Origin of the sequence: Micromonospora sp. ALFpr18c (genome assembly GCF_008868155.1) — a bacterium.
Taxonomy (GTDB): Bacteria; Actinomycetota; Actinomycetes; order Mycobacteriales; family Micromonosporaceae; genus Micromonospora.
In genome coordinates this window covers 1-15,515 of sequence record NZ_WBKR01000026.1, presented here as the reverse complement: position 1 = coordinate 15,515, position 15,515 = coordinate 1, and the positions used below count along the sequence as shown (strand labels likewise).

Here is a 15,515-nt window from a genome sequence, read left to right as displayed (position 1 = left end):
GCCGACCTCTCGCCCTCCGCGCCCGGGCGTCCACCAGGAGGTGAGAATGACTCACATCGATCTGTCGCAATGATCGATGCAGGACCACCGTCCGGGATAGCCGTCGTTCACCACGCGCCAATGCCGACGTTTCGCCATCCACCGCCCGTCGCGTTCACCACCTCGACCGACGGGCGTCCCACCGAGAATCACGAGTACATCAGGTGCAGCATCATCCCGGCCTCGGCGTGCGCCAGGTTGTGGCAGTGGTTTGCCCACATCCCCGGGTTGTCGGCCCGAAACGCCACCTCCCACACGTCGCCGGGGCGTACGTCGAAGGAGTCCCACCGCAACGGGCTGCCGGTCGCCGGCCGGCCGTTGCGCGACAGGATCAGGACGTGATGTCCGTGCAGGTGCCACGGGTGCACGACCGGGGACCGGTTGACGATCGTGAACCTCACGACGTCGCCGAGGCGGACGACCTGCGGCGAGATGTCCGGGTCGGCCGCGCCGTTGACGGTGTGGGCGTAGCGCGGAAGCAGTCCGTGCAGGTCGAGACCACGGTCGAGAACGAGGGTGAACCGCCTGTCGAACCGCGGCCATGGCACCGGCGAACTGACGCCGTAGGTGAGCGGATCCAGCACCGGCCAGGCGGCGGTCACCGCCGACACCGGCCCGGTCGAGTAGACGGCCCGTCCGTCGACGAACAGCGCCACCGGCGTGGCGGGCGCGGTGAACACCAGGTCGTAGCGGCCCCCGGCCGGGATCTGCACGGCGGTGTCCACCAGCGAGGTCGGGCCGCGCAGGTCGGATCCGTCGATCGCGGCGACGCGGAACGGAGCACCGGCCAACGCGTACCGGTGGGTCGTGCTGTCGGTGTTGATCAGCCGTAGCCGCACGGGCACTCCCGCCCCGACCGCCTCCGTCCTCGGCTCGGGCAGCGCACGGCCCGCCAGCGTGTGCACCGGCACCGTGACGTCGACGCCGGTCACCGGTGCCGGGTGCACCACCAGGACACCGTAGAGGCCCATCCGCACGCCGACGTCGGAGACCGAATGCGTGTGGTACCAGTACGTCCCGACCTGGTCGGCACGGAACCGGTAGACGAACTCCTGCCCGGGCAGGACCGCCGCCTGGGTCACGCCGGGCACACCGTCCTGGCTGTTCGGCACGTCGTAGCCGTGCCAGTGCAGCGTGACGCCCCGATCGATGTCCCGGTTGCGCACCGTCACCTCGATGACCTCGCCGACGGCGGCCGTCAGCTCCGGGCCGGGGACCTGCGCGTTGAACGCCCACGCCGCGACGTCCCGGCCGCCCGCCCGCACCGTGGCGGTCGCGGCCGTCAGCGTGAACCGCCTGGTCGGTTCGCCGACGGTCCGCGCATCCCGATCTGCGTGAGCATGCGGTACGCCGGGCGCGGCGCCCGGGGCGACGACCAGCCCGGTTCCGGTGACCAGCGCCGCGGCGGCCAGCCCGAGGGCCACTCGGGACATCGTGCGGGACGGGCGCGCCCCGAGGGCGAGCCAGGAGACCGCGGTGGCCGCGAGCACCCCGGCGACGGCCAGCAGTCCCACTCCCGCCGACGCGGGATAGCCGTGCAGGAGCGTCACGAGCAGGGCGGCGCTCTGGGCGTACCCGGCGAACAGGAGCGCGACCGCGACGGACCGGATGTCGCCCGGGGCCCGCAGCAGCCGCGGCCCGGCGACGGCCACCGCCGCGAGCGACAGGGGGGCGGCGATGAGGATCTTCTCCGCCGCGAACCACCAGCCGGCGCGGGCGAGCGCGGTGATGGTGACCGCCCGGGCGAGGGTGGCGAGCAGCGCCAGGACCGCCAGCCCCAGCGCGAGCGGGCGACGCCGCGCGGCGGACGCCGCGCCACCGCCCAGCCACCCCGACCTCACCGCGGTCCGCGTCCTCATCCTCACCAACTACGGGCTCGACTCCTACGTGTTCGCCGCACTCCACGCGGGCGCCAGCGGTTTCCTCCTCAAGGACGCCGACCCCGCCGACCTGCTGCAGGCCGTTGCCGTCGTGGCTCGCGGCGACGCGCTGCTCGCCCCGGCCGTCACCCGGACGCTCATCAGCGAGTTCGTGTCCGGTCCACCGGCGGCCGAGCCGGCGGCCGAGCCGGCGGCCGAGCCGGCGGCCGAGCCGGCGGCCGGACGCGAGGTTCTGACCGCCCGCGAACAGGAGATCGTCGAACTCGTCGCCCGCGGGCTGGCCAATGACGAGATCGCCCAGCGGATGGTGATCAGTCCGTTGACCGCCAAGACACACGTCAACCGGGCGATGGCGAAGCTGCACTGCCGCGACCGCGCCCAGTTGGTCGTGTGGGCGTACGAATCGGGACTGGTCACGCCACGCCGCCGGTGACGTTCTCCGCTGTTGCCCCTGGTCGTCTTCTCGTTCGGTTCGACCCTCGCGGCATGCCACCGACCGGACCGGCGTCCACCGCCCGATGACGTTCGTGCGGCGGGCGTCGTCCGGGTGAGAGGCTTGAGTACGTGGGGCTGAATACGGAGACAGCAGCGCGGCTCGCCGACGCACGTCTGGCGGAGTGGCAACGCGTCAGCCACGACGAGTGGCGCGCGATGCTCGACGACAAGGACGTACGCCAGGTGCTTGGCGAGGACGGCAAGCGGTACAGCGTGGTCAGCTACGCCCTCGACGAGGGCGATGGGCGTATCCGCATGGTGGTGGCCGTGGATGACGGGGGCCGTTCGGCGTTCGTTCCGCTGGTACGTGACGAGATATGGTGCCGGATGGGCTGACGTCCTCGCTGTGAGGGTGGGGCTACCCGATGGAGCTGGCTGAGCGGTCCGCCACCGGAACAACCCTCGTACACATGGCTTCGACATCGCGTAGCCCCTCGTCCTCCTCGTAGATGCAGGACGCGCAGATAGACAGGTCCCGACCGTCCGGCCTCGGGGGCACCCGGGACGCGTGCCCGCACTCGGGACAGGGCTCGTCACCAGCGTGACTGGTCATGCTGCGATCGTCGCAGAGTGACCACTCTCGTACCGGTGCGGACCTCACCCCCCGGCGGCAACCCGTGCGACCGGGTGGAGCGCCCCCGCGTCCTTGCCGCGCAAACCTGAGTACCTCGACTCATGCCCGGGCGGGGTGCAGCCGTCGAGGCTGGACCGCATGACGTCGGAAGCGGTCGGTCGACGGGGCGGCCCGCTCGTGGGATTCCTGGTCCTGGTGTGGATCTGCGGGCTGATCGCGGCGGCTGTGTCGGTGGTGGGTATCAGCCTGGAGCAGTGGAGTGTCAGCTACGACGGCCAGACCGGCGAGGTCGAGGACCTCCAACGTCGGGTGAGACATGCTCTGCTGGTCGTCGGGCTGGTGGCGACCGCCGGGCCGGCCGTCATCGCGCTCGTCGCGTACCGGCTACGGCTGACACGCACCGCCGTCGTCTTCCTGGTGCTGACCGTCGTGATCGCCGTGCCCGCCGTACCGATCGCCGTCCTCTCCGGCTGGGACCTCGATTCGGCACCGGCACCGACGCCCGGCCCGCCCGGGCACTGCGTGGAACACAGTGGCGGGGACAACCGCTGCCCGGGCGGCTGACGGATCAGAGGAATGGATGTCGTTCCGGTAGGGCGACACGAAATATCGCCCCACGACCGGCGGTGCACTTCCCACCGCCGGTAAGAGCTGGAACAGCGTAGGGTCGGCATGCAGTGGAAGACTGCCCGCCAGCCGCGGGCCTTCCGTCACCTGCACGCCGCGATCAGGCGAGTACCACGCTGCACGTTCACCGACCTGTTCCAGGAGGTTCGATCATGTCCAAGGACTCGACGACCAAGGCGAACGTCAAGAAGAAGGGTAAGACGATCAAGGAGAAGCAGACTGCGAAGCGCCTGAAGCGCGACGAGCAGAACGGGCACTCCTCAAACATCGTGCCTACCGGGCGCTGACGGTACGAGGTCTTCCCGGACGAAGGCCAATGCCTGCTCCGCCGCGACAACCAGGCCAAGGCCTTCACGGACGCCGGCGAGTTCCTGATCCAGCATCTCGGCGACTGACACCGGACCGTGCGCCGTCGGCCGGGCTCGGTGTCGGTCACTCCTTCGGCACTGGGCCGTGCGCAGACGGCCGCGCTGCGTGTCGGGTCACTCCTCCGGGGCGATCAGCCGGTCGTCGGCGGCGTCGCGGACCGTGATCGCTTCCACCGGGCAGGAGTCGGCGGCGTCGATGATGACCTCGGCCGGGGCGACGACGTCGGCCAGCGGCGCGGACAGGCCGTCGACCAGGCGGAAGTGCTCGGGCGCGGTACCGGCGCAGATGCTCGTGCCGATGCAGCGGCGCGAGTCCACCCCGATCCGCCAGGCGGTACTCACCAGGCCACCGGCATGCCGAGCAGACCCCGCACCAACATGCCGCGCTTCCACTGCAGCTCGGCCTCCGGCACGGCGAGCCGCAGTCCGGGCAGGCGAGTCACGAGGGTGGCGACGGCGACCTGCAACTCCATCCGGGCCAGTTGCGCGCCGACACAGTGGTGGACGCCGTGCCCGAAGCCCAGGTGCGGGTTCTGCTCGCGGCCGAGATCCAGCCGGTCCGGGTCGGCGAAGACGGCACCGTCCCGGTTCGCCGACGACAGGGAGCCCAGAACCGGCTCACCTGCCCGAACCAGCACCCCGCCGACCTCGACGTCCTCCTTGGCGTACCGGGCGAAGGAGGAGCCGACGCCGAGCGGCACGTACCGCAACAGTTCCTCGACGGCGGCCGGCACCAGCGACGGGTCGGCCCGCAGCCGTGCGAGCTGGTCCGGATTGTTCAGCAGGACGTAGACGAAGTTGGGGACCTGGGTCACCGTGGTCTCGTGGCCGGCCGCGAGCAGCCCTGCGGCCAACTCCACCAACTCGGTCTCGCTGAGCCGATCCTGATTCTCGTCGCGGGCCCGCACCAACACGCCGAGCAGGTCGTCGATACCCGGCTCGCGGCGGCGCTCGGCGACCAGATCACCGATGTAGCCCCAGAGATTGTTCAGGTACTCCTGGATCGTTTCCGGCGGCAGCGAGGTGGTCGAGACGATCGCCTCGGACCAGAGGTGGAAGCGGTCGCGGTCGGCGTACGGGACTCCGAGCAGCTCGCAGATCACCTGGATCGGCAGCGGCGTGGCAACGTGCTCCACCAGGTCGGCCGGAGGACCGATCCGGACCATGTCGTCGACCAGTGCGTCGGCGATCTCCTGGGCTCGGGGTCGCAGCGCCTCCACCCGCCGTGCCGTGAACGCCTTCGCCACCAGCCGGCGCAGCCGGGTGTGATCGGGCGGGTCCATGGTCAGCATGCCGCTGTACTGCTGGCGCGGGGTGAGCCTGGGCTCGTCGCGCTGGACGGCCGGGGCGCGGCCGAACCGCACGTCGCCGAGGACCGTGCGGACGTCCTCGTACCGGGTGGCGAGCCACGCCTCCTCGCCGTAGGGGAGCTTCACCCGGGTCATCGGCTCGTTCTCGCGCAGCTCGCCATAGGTCGGATCGACGACGAGGCGGTCGGGCACACTGAACGGGTACGGCCGCGCGGGCGGAACGACTCGGCTGTCGGCGGTCTGCGCGCTCTCCGTCATCCGGATTCCCTTCGTCGAGACGGCGTGATCCTCAGGCCGGCACCACGGTCGCTACGGTGCCGGATTGCCAGCGGCCAGGGCTTGCGAAGAGTCACGCATCAACGCTCAGTGATATTCCGATATCGGATCGTAGCGAGAGATGTCGATGATCGCCATGGAGGCGGGCCCGTTGCCGAGCTTCGGCAAGATGGGCTGGCGCTGGCCGCGGAATCGACGTGGGAGGACGGCAGCAGGTGACCTACGGCGCTTCCCCGCCTGCCGTGCCGTCGGGACCGGATCGGATGGTCGCCATCCCGCCAACCCTGGCGGAGATGCCTTCCGGGGTGGCGGAGGCGGTGGCGAAGACTGACGAGGGGCGGCCGGCGGTGTGTCCTTGCTCGACGTCGATCCTGCTCTGGCCGCGGCTCGCGAACAGGTGCGCGGCGAGGCATCCCGTGCTGTTGGCGTTGACGACGTCCTCGTCGACGCCGATCGCTGGTGCGAACATGCGCGCGGTCGCTGCGCCGCCGGTCGGGCCGAGCTGGTAGACGAAGCAGCCGAGATAGCCGAGACGGCGGCATTCGGCTGCGAGTCGACGTAGGTCGGGCCGTATGGCGAACAGGTTCGGCAGCGATCTGACCGGTACGAGCAGCTCGAGCCCGCGCGGCTGCTGGCAGCCGCCGAGGCCGCGGTGACGTACTACCGTGCCCAGCTCGATCACGCGGGCGGTCCGCGCGCCTACCTCGCCGGACGCGGCCTCGGTGTTGTTGTTCAGCGGGAGTGGCCCTGGCGGGTTGGGTACGCCCCACCAGGGTGGAGTTCGCTGACGCGCCACCTGATCGCCGCCGGTTTCACGGCGGAGGAGTTGGTCGGTGCGGGCTTGTCGACGCACAGCCGGCGGCATCCGGATCGACTGATCGACATGTTCCGGGACCGGATCATGTTCCCGGTGCGCGACGAGGTCGGACATGCGGTGGCGTTCCTCGGTCGCGCGGGCCCTGGCTCCGCGAACGGTGTGCCGAAGTACATCAACAGCCCGGACACCGCGATCTACACCAAGGGGCGACTGTTGTTCGGTGTCGCGGAGCAGCAGGAGCGCCTCGACGCACGGTGGGTGCCGGTCCTTGTCGAGGGGCCCGCTGACGTTCTTGCGGTGTGGCTGTCGTACTCCCGGTCGGGCCGCTCCGGCGCGGTCGCCCTCGCGCCCTGCGGCACTGCGCTGACCGACACCCAAGCCGCGATCCTACGGGAGCTACCCGGCGCCGGGCGGGGCGTCGTGGCGGCATTCGATGGCGACCCGGCCGGCCGTAAGGCGGTGGACCGCGCCTGGCAGCTACTCCGGCAGCAACGCATGCCCGGCCCGCTGCGCGCGGCCGAGTTCAGCGCCGGCGCTGACCCCGCCGACCTGCTGCGGCGGCCGGACGGCCGGGCTCAGCTACGGGCCGCGCTGCAGCGGCGGGCGGTGCCCATGCTCGATGCGGTGGTCGACCACCGCCTCGCCCGGCTCGTCAACCGGCACCCTCGGCTGCTGGAGGACATTGGCGGCAGGTGCGCAGCGGTGCGCGCCCTGGTGCCGCTGCTGTTCGAGGCGACGAGCCCCGACGAGGCGGTCCGGGTCGGCCGGCGCATCGTCGCCCACACAGGCACCGGCGTCGACACCGTCGTGATCGCCGCGCTCGAACACGTGGAGGACGCGATACGACATGTCCCGCCCGGCACCGACGCAAGCGCGGGGCCCGAGACGGCATGACGAGCAGACCCGCAGAGATTCGGTCCCGTCCAGCCGCGATGAGAACGACGCCGAATACGACAACGCCCTCATCGCCCAGGCGACCGAGGTCGCGGTTGCCAGGCTGTGACGCGGTGGCACTGCCCGCACCGAGTCGCCACCTGGTCGCCCACCCATCAGCCCGGCATGCGACGCTCAAGTTCGGCGACCAACGGGCCCACGCCGCGTGGCCCCCGGTCACCACCGCCACAGCCGCACGATTCCTGGCATGACAGCACGTCACCCCCACCCCCTCTTTGTGCCCGGAGGAACGCAGACCATGGACCACGCGTCTCAGCTCATCCAGGAGCGGAGTGCCCCGCCGGCCACGCTGGTGATCTTCGGTGCCTCCGGTGACCTGACCCGGCGTAAGCTGCTGCCCGCGGTCGAGAGCCTGGCTCGGCATGAGCGGCTGCCGGACCAGTTCGCGCTGGTCGGCGTCGCGCGCACGCCGATGACCGACGAGCAGTTCGCCGAGAGCGCCCTCGGCGAACGCACCCTCGCCAGTAAGCGCCAACTCCAGGGCGGCGTGCGATACGTGGCCGGCGGCTACGACGACCCGGAGACCTACAAGCGGCTCGTGGAGACCCTCGACGAGCTGGACGCACGGCGGGGCACGTCCGGCAACCGGCTCTTCTATTTGTCCACCCCGGCCGGAGCCTTCGAGCCGGTGATCAACGGACTGGCCGGTGTCGGGCTCAACCAACCACGCGACGGCTCCTTCTCCCGCCTGGTCATCGAGAAGCCGTACGGACGCGACCTGGTCACGGCCCGCGAGCTCGACGGCGTCGTGCACAGCGCGTTCGACGAGCACCAGGTCTTTCGTATCGATCACTACCTGGGCAAGGACACCGTCCAGAACGTGCTGGCGCTGCGCTTCGCCAACTCGATCTTCCAGCCCATCTGGGATCGCTCGTGGGTCGACCACGTGCAGATCACCGTCGCCGAGACCCTCGGCGTCGGCAGCCGCGGCGGCTTCTACGAGGATGCCGGGGCGATGCGGGACATCGTGCAGAACCATGTGCTCCAGGTCCTCGCGCTGGCACTGATGGAGCCACCGGCCTCATTCGAGGCTGAGGGCCTGCGCAACGAGAAGGTGAAGCTGCTGCAGGCAATCCGGCTCCCCACCGACCGGGACATCGCCGAGGCCGCGGTCCGGGGACAGTACACCCGGGGCGGTACCCGCGAGGAGCTGATGGCCGGCTACCGCGAGGAGGCCGGCGTCGACCCCCTGTCCCGAACCGAAACCTACGCCGCTATGCGGCTCAACGTGGACAACTGGCGCTGGGCCGGAGTGCCGTTCTACGTACGCACCGGCAAGCGCCTGCCGGCCCGGCTCACCGAGGTGGCACTGCAGTTCCAGCGGCCGCCGCACCTGCCGATCCCGACCGATCAGCTCACCGGCCTCGATGCTGACGCGCTGATCCTGCGGATCCAGCCCAACGAGGGCATCTCGCTGCGCTTCGGTGCCAAAGTGCCGGGCCACTCCTTCCGGGTCCGCACCGCCACGATGGAGTTCTCCTACGACCAGACGTTCGTCGAGGAGTCCCCGGAGGCGTACGAGCGTCTGCTCCTGGACGCGCTGATCGGTGACGCGTCGCTGTTCATCCGCAGCGACGAGGTGCAGCAGTGCTGGCGGATCGTCGACCCGATCATCGACAACTGGGCGAAGGACAACTCGCCGATCCCCACCTACGAGGCCGCCTCCTGGGGCCCGACCGACGCCGACCGGCTCATCGGCCGGCACGGCCGCACCTGGCGCAACACCGCGTGACCCAACCGGTGCCCCGGAAACCGCCGGGCGTCCGCCACGGCCTGGCCGTAACCGCGGCGGACATCCTGGAGGGGAGGTCACACTCGCATGTGTCGCCCCTCCGGCAGGGGCCGCCCGTCCGGGGGCGCCACGAGCGTCGGGCGCTGACCGATGGTGAGCCACCGTAGCGCCCATTCCAGCGGTCCGTATCGCAGCCGGCGTAGCCAGAGCGCGCTCAACACCAGCTGCCCGGTGAAGGCCGCCGCGACGAAGGCGAACAGCTCCAGTGGCGAGAGCGAGCCGGCCAGCCCGAACCCGATGCCGGAGAAGGCGATCAGGCCGATCAGGGACTGGCCGATGTAGTTGCTCAGCGACATCCGGCCAGCGGGGGCGAGCGCGGACCTGATGAGGCTCGTCCGGCGGCTGTGCATGAGTCGCAGCAGCGTTGCCACGTACGCCGCGGTGAGCAGTGGGGCAGTCGCCACGCTGGCGGCGACGCCGAGGGAGTTGCCGTTGCCGCCGGCTGTGGTGTAGACGAGGGCGCCGAGTAGGCCGATCGGAAAGCCGATTCGCTGGAGGCGGCGGAGGACAGGTTCGCTGCCGGTGATCCGGGCAAGCCACTGCCGGCGGCCGGCGACCATGCCGAGCAGGAACAGCGCCAGGGCGGTCGGGCCCTGCAGGGTGACCGCCTGCAAGATCAGCAGCGGCAGGCCGGCCAGGTGCTCGCCGATGTTCGAGGCCCAGCCGCCGAGAAGCGCCCTGGTGGCCGCCTCGCCGTTGACCAGCGCCTGCGCCTCGCTGGGAAAATACGCCGTCCGGTCGATCAGGAACGCGCCGGCGACCAGACCGGCCAGCACGATCACATAGAGGCCGACGGCGACGCCGATCGCCGTACGGTCCCTGGTCTTCCTGAGCAGCAGCAGGCCGACGCAGGCCACCGCGTACGTCATAAGGACGTCGCCGCCGTAGAGCAGAACCGTATGGAGCGCGCCGATGATGAACAAGCCGCCGATCCGGCGCAGCATGCGGGCCGTGAAGGATGCGCCGGCCCGGCCGGCCGCGGCCATTTGCAGCGTGAAGCTGTAGCCGAAGAGGAACGAGAACAGCACATAGAACTTCATGTCGATGAACACTGAGGACAGCGCGCGGACCAGGTCGTCCAGAGCCGAGCTGAAGCGGGGATCGGTCACCAGATTTCCGGGAAAGCCCGACGCCATGAAGGTGACGTTGACCGCGAAGATGCCGAGAAGTGCGAAGCCTCGAACAGCGTCCACGTCCAGGACACGTCTTGTCATACCCGTACCTCCCAAAACTCTGTATCGCGTACACTGTATGCAATACAGAGTTTCTGGTCGGAGCGTTGAGGACAAGACCGGGCGGCCGACTTAGGGGAAAGGTCAGGGACGTGGAACGCAGGCTCCCACCCGTCGTGGCCCGGTTGTGGGGGCGCGAGATCCCCTCCAGGCGTGGCCCCCGACCCGGCCTCGAGCTGGACACCGTTGTCGGTGCCGCGGTGCGGCTGGCCGACCGTGACGGCCTGGAGGGTGTGACGATGAGCAGTCTCGCCTCGGAGCTCGGGGTGGCGACCATGTCGCTGTACCGCTACGTCGGCAGCAAAGAGGAACTGCTCGTCGTGATGGCCGACGCGGCGACCCCCGAGCCGCCCCCGATCAACGGCCGGGCCTGGCGGCCCTACCTGACCGGGTGGACGAGGGCCAACCGCGACTTCCTCCTCCAGCGGCCCTGGCTGCTGACGCTCGGCCAGCACGCCCCGCCGCTCGGCCCGCGCACGCTGCGCTGGCTCGACCGGGCCCTCGCCGCGCTCGAGAGCACCGGCCTCAGCCACGCCGAGGGCATCAACATCACCACAACCCTGACCGGGTACGCCTCGCGTCAGGCGGCCCTGACCCACGCGATGACCGCGACCACTGGCACCGTGAGCGAGGAGGTCGGCGGGCTGGTCGAGTACGGCGAGATCCTCGGCGCTGTGCTCGACCCCGCCGAGTTCCCGGCGCTCGACGACGCCGTTCGGGCGAACGCCTTCGGCGCGGCCGAGGTCTGGATCGACGACGCCGACTTCACCTTCGGCATCAGCTTGCTGCTCGACGGCATCGAAGCGCTCATAGCCCGCAAGGCTGACGATCGGCCGACGCCCATCGTCGCGAACCCGTGAGATCGTCCAAGCTGCACCCCGTCCGTCTCGCCTGACCTCGTGCGCGTCAGTCCGGCAGCCAGTGCAGCTCGTGCGACAGGGCTTTGGCGATGGCACGGATCGGACGTGTCCGGTCGAACACAGGAGGTTTCCATGGCCAAGGGCTACTGGGTCAGCGTCTACCCCGCCATTTCCGACCCTGAGACGCTGACTGCCTACAACACGCTGGCGGAGTGCGTTGGATCTTTTTCGCTTTTACCGTACGAGAGACGCCTCCGAGCGGCGGTGCCAAGATTCCCCAGGCGCCGCGCGCGCACCAGCGACCTGCATCGACCGGCGCAGCAGCAGCCCGGGGCTGACCAGATCGATGTGGACAGATGGCATTCGGTGTGGGACTGGGGCATGATCGGGTGGTGGCCTTCCGGATCTCATGGCACAGCTATTCGGCGTACAGCGCGGAATCCCACACGCTCTATTGGTTTGCCGAGGAGCCGGACTGGCGTTCGGGCCCGCTGCGGAAGTCACTCGGCAACGCGATGTCCCACAAACCGGTGGACCCGCCCGCCACCTCGGACGAGATCGCCGACTGGACCGCGGCGGCGAGCAAATACCTGGACGCGGTCGCCGCAGCCGCCGCCGAACTGCGCGTGGTCGCCCAGCGGACGTCGCGCCGGCGACGGCGGCGGCTGACCGGCGGGCTGGCGCGAGCCGCGTACGCGAAGGCAAGGGAGGTCCACCTGGCCCGAGTGCGCGCGGCCGACACCGCCTACGGGCCGGTCCGAGAGGTCATCGAGCGGCGGCTGGCGGAGCAGGCGGCGGCCCATCGTGCGGCCGGCGTCCGGGCGTACGAGGAGCAGGAGCGCCGGCGGCAGAAGGCCGAGGTCCGGTTCCGAGAGTGGGAGCGGCGTCAGGCGCTTGCGGACCGGCCGCTGCCCGACGGGCCGACCCCGCGCGAGCTGGCGGCCACCGGCGACGAGCCGGCGAGCTGGCCGGCGGAGCTGGTGGCGCAGGTGGCCGACGTCGGCGTGTGGTGGTCGGGCCTGCGCGCGTCGGTCCGCAACGAGCAGGCGCGCGCCGGGGCCGTGCGCGACATCCTTGAGGCGATCAACGCCACCGCTGCCGCGCTGGACGCGGCGGGCAGACCCGGCCTGATAGCCGACAAGGAAGCGCCCAACGAGCAGCTTTTCGGCTGGTGGATCGCGTTCGACTGGTCGGGCCTGCCCGACAGCGCGGTACTGCGCGTCCCGCCCGACATGCCGGTCGGCCATCTGCTTGGCGGGAGGTGGGACTACGACCTGTACCTGCCGGACCGGAGGCTGTTCACGCCGACCATGTCGGGGTACCAGTTCGCCACGGTCACCACCGAGAGCATCGCCAACGGCATGGCACAGCGGCACAGGTGGTGGAAGCAAGGCCCCGAGGATTTCGCGAACAGCCTCGTGCCCGCCTGGATCTCCTACACGGAGCAGTACGGGATGTACCGCCACGTGCGCACGCCAATGGTGGACCACGCGGATCCCGATGTGTACGTGCCGTACGTCCAGGCGGTGGCCCGGCTGGCGGTCCTTCCCCTCCGGGCACTGACGCCGTCTCAGTGCTGACCGGCGAGGCCGGGCCACCTGCTCCAGGGTTGGGACTGGCAGGGGCGTGTATTTGAGCTTCCCCCGTTCGCCACACGTCCACGCACGCCACACACGCTTTCCCCAAGATCAGGCCGTGCGGTCCACGTCGTGCCGCGCACCATCGTGCAGGCCGCGTGGTCCCCACTTGGTCCCCGGGACGCTGACACGGGTGGGGCGCACCGGGAGGAAATGTGGACACGGCCCGAAGTCGTTCGGCAATGACCTGGCTCGGCCTGCTTCATGCCGATATCTACACCCAGGAACTGACCGCCGTTCACCGCCGTCGCCCATCGCGACGGGCACGCAACGGGCACGGGCCGACTGTCAGCTTGGGAATTGCACAAGATCGGCTCAGGGCATGGCGTTTCGCCTTGTCGACCTGGCCGGCGATGGCCTCGTTTGGCCTCCCGCGACACCACCTTGTGGCCCGTGGATGGCCCGCCATCCTCGTCGGCATCCCAGGTTGGTGCGGACTACCCTGACCGCCGTGACGACCGTCGAGCAGCTTGAACGGGACGTGTGGCCGGAGCCCCACCCGGACGACACGTTCCTCGTGAGACGTTGCACCGAACTGCGACGCAAGCCGTTGGCTGAGTTCACGGTTGAAGACCTGCGCATCATGCTCGGGCAAGAGATCGGTGTGCCGGCTCTGCTGCCTCTCGCGGTACAAGTCCTGCTCCGCGAGCCCCTGGCAGAAGGTGAGTACTATCCGGGCAACCTGCTCCGCAACGTGCTGCGGCTGCCCGGCTCGGCCTGGTCGAACCTTCGAGCGGAACGCGAGAGGTTGGTGCTGGTGCTGGCCAAGCTCGTAGCTACTCCCCCGTTCTCCGATCCTGACCTTAGGCCTCGTGATCCGTACCGAGAGATTCGTGACGCCATCCTGCGATTCTTAGGTCGATGAGAGCGAATCTCCTCGTCGGGCAGTCGTAGACCGTCCAGCCTCCCCGGACGGGGAGGCTGGTAGCCCTTGTGGTGCCCGCCGAGGGGACCCGCGGGCGGCATCTCTGAGGGTCGGGGTTCGGGGCGGAGCCCCGAGGTCTTTGGGGTCCTGGTGCACAGAGACCGGCCTTGTTCCTGTCAGACTTTCTTACGTGATCGTCAGACTCGCGGAAGAGCAAGACTTCCCCGGCTTCCTCGCCCTGGCAGCTCAGGTCGAGCACTGGCTTGGCCCGATGGTCGAGGATCTTGGCTTCCACAACGCCGTCACCAAGCAGATTCGCCGGTCCACTGCGCTCGTCGCTGCGTCCCCCGACTCGGATCTCCTCGGCGGCCTGATGTTCGCGGCGAAGCCCCCGGTGCACCACGTTCATTGGCTTGTCGTCTCGGAAAAGGCACGGGGACAAGGAGTCGGGCGGGCACTGCTGAGCGACGCGTTCCGTAGGTTCGTGCGACCGCCAGGCAGCGTAGAAGTCGTCACTTTCGGGGCAGACCATCCGGGTGCTTACGTCAGTGGTGCCCGCGTCTTCTACGAGCGCCTCGGCTTCACTGCTTCGGAGGCTGCGGATCCGGGTCCGGAAGGTGGATCTCGACAGGTCTACCGTCTGACTCTGCCCTGATTCACGACAGGCCGGCCGGCGCGGCCCGCTTGCGGGCCGCCTCGATCCAGAAAGCGAACGATTCGGCAGCCATCCCGGCTGGACACTTGAGACTTGACCGTCGGCTAAGCAGCGCCAGCGAGCTCCAACTTTAATGATCTTGGTCCCCAGAACGGCGAAAGGGCCGACCCGATATCCGGATCAGCCCTCTAACCTGCGTCGGGACGGCCGGATTCGAACCGACGACCCCTTGACCCCCAGTAGTCCGGTGGCCCAGCGGCATGCTCACGCACGTTTGTCCAGGTCGCCTGAAGTATAAACCAGCCGAGTAAAGGAGTTGTCGCACCAATGCCCACCAACATCGCCGACGACCCCCGCCGACCACGGCTCCCGCTGGGTGACCGGCCCCCGCTAGGTATTCGTTGCCGTGAGCATGTGCATGAGCCACGTCTGGGCTGACCCGGCCAAATCGCCACTGAACAGGGGCGGACGATATGCCGATGCGTCATGTCGGACCTCCGCCCTACATTGCTCGTGTGAACGTTTCGCACGCACCGCTGAGTACCTCCCGGATCCTCGTTGGTGACACGTGCGCGCTGGTCAATGAGGTCTTCGAAGGCACCCGCCGCGCAAGCCTGACGAGCTTGCTCGCGGCGCTGCATCACGGCGCGGTGCGCCTTTACGTACCACGGCATGTTCTTGACGAGGTCTGAAGTTCCACCCTGGGACCGGTCACCGGGGTTTCATGCCGCGAGGGCGTGGGCTTGACGGTAGCAGGCACGCGTTTCGTGGGGCGTGCGGTGGTTGAGTGTCGAGTGTAGACGTTGATGATTGTAGTAGGTGAGGTAGGCGAAGACATCCCGCCGGGCGTCGGCTCTGGTTGCCCAGACGCGGGTGCCGATCTCGGCCTTGAGGGTGGCGAAGAACGATTCGGCGACGGCGTTGTCGTAGCAGGAGCCGACCCGTCCCATTGATGGCCGCATGTTGAGGCTGGTCAGGGTGGTGCGGAACTCGGTGGAGGTGTACTGGGCGAGTTCAATCGGTTGTTGCAACACCGGGCTGTTCCAGCGAGCTTAGCTGTTCGGCGAAGACCTCGGCCGGGGTCTTCCAGCCAAGGCTCTTGCGGGGCCGGTTGTTGACCGCGAGGGCGACGGC

Annotated in this window: 16 protein-coding genes and 2 pseudogenes; 12 read left to right on the top strand and 6 right to left on the bottom strand. The window is 69.4% G+C overall.

From position 1 onward, the window contains the following. Positions 1–188: 188 nt before the first annotated feature. A complete protein-coding gene (locus F8271_RS07875) occupies positions 189–1,880 on the bottom strand; it encodes a multicopper oxidase family protein (RefSeq protein WP_225854239.1) in 1,692 nt (563 codons plus the stop codon). Here F8271_RS07875 and F8271_RS07870 point away from each other — a divergent pair. The 4 genes and pseudogenes from F8271_RS07870 to F8271_RS33780 all read left to right on the top strand — a co-directional run. After that, positions 1,864–2,352, top strand: a pseudogene (locus tag F8271_RS07870) (DNA-binding response regulator); the annotation flags it as partial. The gene F8271_RS07875 and the pseudogene F8271_RS07870 sit on opposite strands and share 17 nt — an antisense overlap. Positions 2,353–2,483: 131 nt before the next feature. Next, entirely contained in the window at positions 2,484–2,750 is a 267-nt protein-coding gene (locus F8271_RS07865) for a hypothetical protein (protein WP_151488987.1), read from the top strand. Positions 2,751–3,126: 376 nt separating this feature from the next. Further along, a complete protein-coding gene (locus F8271_RS07860; RefSeq protein WP_151488986.1) occupies positions 3,127–3,552 on the top strand; it encodes a hypothetical protein in 426 nt (141 codons plus the stop codon). Between the two features lie 215 nt (positions 3,553–3,767). Further along, positions 3,768–3,902 (top strand): hypothetical protein, encoded by a 135-nt coding sequence (locus F8271_RS33780; protein WP_255473660.1) that lies wholly within the window; start codon positions 3,768–3,770, stop codon positions 3,900–3,902. Positions 3,903–4,097: 195 nt separating this feature from the next. Here F8271_RS33780 and F8271_RS07855 read toward each other — a convergent pair whose 3' ends face one another. From F8271_RS07855 to F8271_RS07845, 3 genes are all read right to left on the bottom strand, one after another. Next, the gene (locus F8271_RS07855; protein WP_151488985.1) at positions 4,098–4,325 is read right to left on the bottom strand and encodes a ferredoxin; all 228 of its coding nucleotides are present in this window, start codon (positions 4,323–4,325) and stop codon (positions 4,098–4,100) included. Then, on the bottom strand, positions 4,322–5,551 hold the full coding sequence (locus F8271_RS07850) for a cytochrome P450 (RefSeq protein WP_151488984.1): 1,230 nt from the start codon (positions 5,549–5,551) through the stop codon (positions 4,322–4,324). The genes F8271_RS07855 and F8271_RS07850 overlap by 4 nt, the downstream gene beginning before the upstream one ends. Before the next feature lie 238 nt (positions 5,552–5,789). Beyond that, on the bottom strand, positions 5,790–6,251 hold the full coding sequence (locus F8271_RS07845) for a PhzF family phenazine biosynthesis protein (protein ID WP_225854238.1): 462 nt from the start codon (positions 6,249–6,251) through the stop codon (positions 5,790–5,792). On the opposite strand from F8271_RS07845, the gene F8271_RS07840 reads away from it, so the two are divergent. Both F8271_RS07840 and zwf read left to right on the top strand, forming a co-directional pair. Then, the gene (locus F8271_RS07840; RefSeq protein WP_192580190.1) at positions 6,222–7,280 is read left to right on the top strand and encodes a toprim domain-containing protein; all 1,059 of its coding nucleotides are present in this window, start codon (positions 6,222–6,224) and stop codon (positions 7,278–7,280) included. The two genes, F8271_RS07845 and F8271_RS07840, sit on opposite strands and share 30 nt — an antisense overlap. A 298-nt stretch (positions 7,281–7,578) precedes the next feature. After that, positions 7,579–9,072, top strand: coding sequence for a glucose-6-phosphate dehydrogenase (gene zwf / locus F8271_RS07835; RefSeq protein ID WP_151488982.1), 1,494 nt, complete (start codon positions 7,579–7,581; stop codon positions 9,070–9,072). Between the two features lie 77 nt (positions 9,073–9,149). Here the strand turns inward: zwf and F8271_RS07830 are convergent, their stop codons facing one another. Continuing rightward, on the bottom strand, positions 9,150–10,346 hold the full coding sequence (locus F8271_RS07830) for a DUF418 domain-containing protein (protein ID WP_151488981.1): 1,197 nt from the start codon (positions 10,344–10,346) through the stop codon (positions 9,150–9,152). Between the two features lie 110 nt (positions 10,347–10,456). On the opposite strand from F8271_RS07830, the gene F8271_RS07825 reads away from it, so the two are divergent. From F8271_RS07825 to F8271_RS32240, 6 genes and pseudogenes are all read left to right on the top strand, one after another. Further along, the gene (locus F8271_RS07825) at positions 10,457–11,224 is read left to right on the top strand and encodes a TetR/AcrR family transcriptional regulator (RefSeq protein WP_151488980.1); all 768 of its coding nucleotides are present in this window, start codon (positions 10,457–10,459) and stop codon (positions 11,222–11,224) included. 132 nt (positions 11,225–11,356) lie between these two features. After that, a pseudogene (locus F8271_RS34110) lies at positions 11,357–11,434 on the top strand (DUF1330 domain-containing protein); the annotation flags it as partial. 146 nt (positions 11,435–11,580) lie between these two features. Beyond that, positions 11,581–12,804 carry a hypothetical protein gene (locus F8271_RS07815; protein WP_192580189.1) on the top strand — a complete coding sequence of 408 codons (1,224 nt, stop codon included), beginning with the start codon at positions 11,581–11,583 and terminating at the stop codon, positions 12,802–12,804. 508 nt (positions 12,805–13,312) lie between these two features. After that, positions 13,313–13,726 carry a contact-dependent growth inhibition system immunity protein gene (locus F8271_RS07810; protein WP_151488978.1) on the top strand — a complete coding sequence of 138 codons (414 nt, stop codon included), beginning with the start codon at positions 13,313–13,315 and terminating at the stop codon, positions 13,724–13,726. Positions 13,727–13,916: 190 nt separating this feature from the next. After that, positions 13,917–14,381 (top strand): GNAT family N-acetyltransferase, encoded by a 465-nt coding sequence (locus F8271_RS07805; protein WP_151488977.1) that lies wholly within the window; start codon positions 13,917–13,919, stop codon positions 14,379–14,381. 515 nt (positions 14,382–14,896) lie between these two features. Continuing rightward, the gene (locus F8271_RS32240) at positions 14,897–15,073 is read left to right on the top strand and encodes a hypothetical protein (protein ID WP_192580188.1); all 177 of its coding nucleotides are present in this window, start codon (positions 14,897–14,899) and stop codon (positions 15,071–15,073) included. Between the two features lie 30 nt (positions 15,074–15,103). Here F8271_RS32240 and F8271_RS07800 read toward each other — a convergent pair whose 3' ends face one another. Beyond that, entirely contained in the window at positions 15,104–15,415 is a 312-nt protein-coding gene (locus F8271_RS07800) for an integrase core domain-containing protein (RefSeq protein WP_151488976.1), read from the bottom strand. Positions 15,416–15,515: the final 100 nt, after the last annotated feature.

What these genes read in the sequence shown, in the direction of transcription:
- F8271_RS33780 (WP_255473660.1), top strand. Translation starts at nt 3,768, where the DNA reads ATGTCCAAGGACTCGACGACCAAGGCGAACGTCAAGAAGAAGGGTAAG.
- F8271_RS07830 (WP_151488981.1), bottom strand. Translation starts at nt 10,346, where the DNA reads ATGACAAGACGTGTCCTGGACGTGGACGCTGTTCGAGGCTTCGCACTT.
- F8271_RS07815 (WP_192580189.1), top strand. Translation starts at nt 11,581, where the DNA reads ATGGCATTCGGTGTGGGACTGGGGCATGATCGGGTGGTGGCCTTCCGG.
- zwf (WP_151488982.1), top strand. Translation starts at nt 7,579, where the DNA reads ATGGACCACGCGTCTCAGCTCATCCAGGAGCGGAGTGCCCCGCCGGCC.
- F8271_RS07860 (WP_151488986.1), top strand. Translation starts at nt 3,127, where the DNA reads ATGACGTCGGAAGCGGTCGGTCGACGGGGCGGCCCGCTCGTGGGATTC.
- F8271_RS07850 (WP_151488984.1), bottom strand. Translation starts at nt 5,551, where the DNA reads ATGACGGAGAGCGCGCAGACCGCCGACAGCCGAGTCGTTCCGCCCGCG.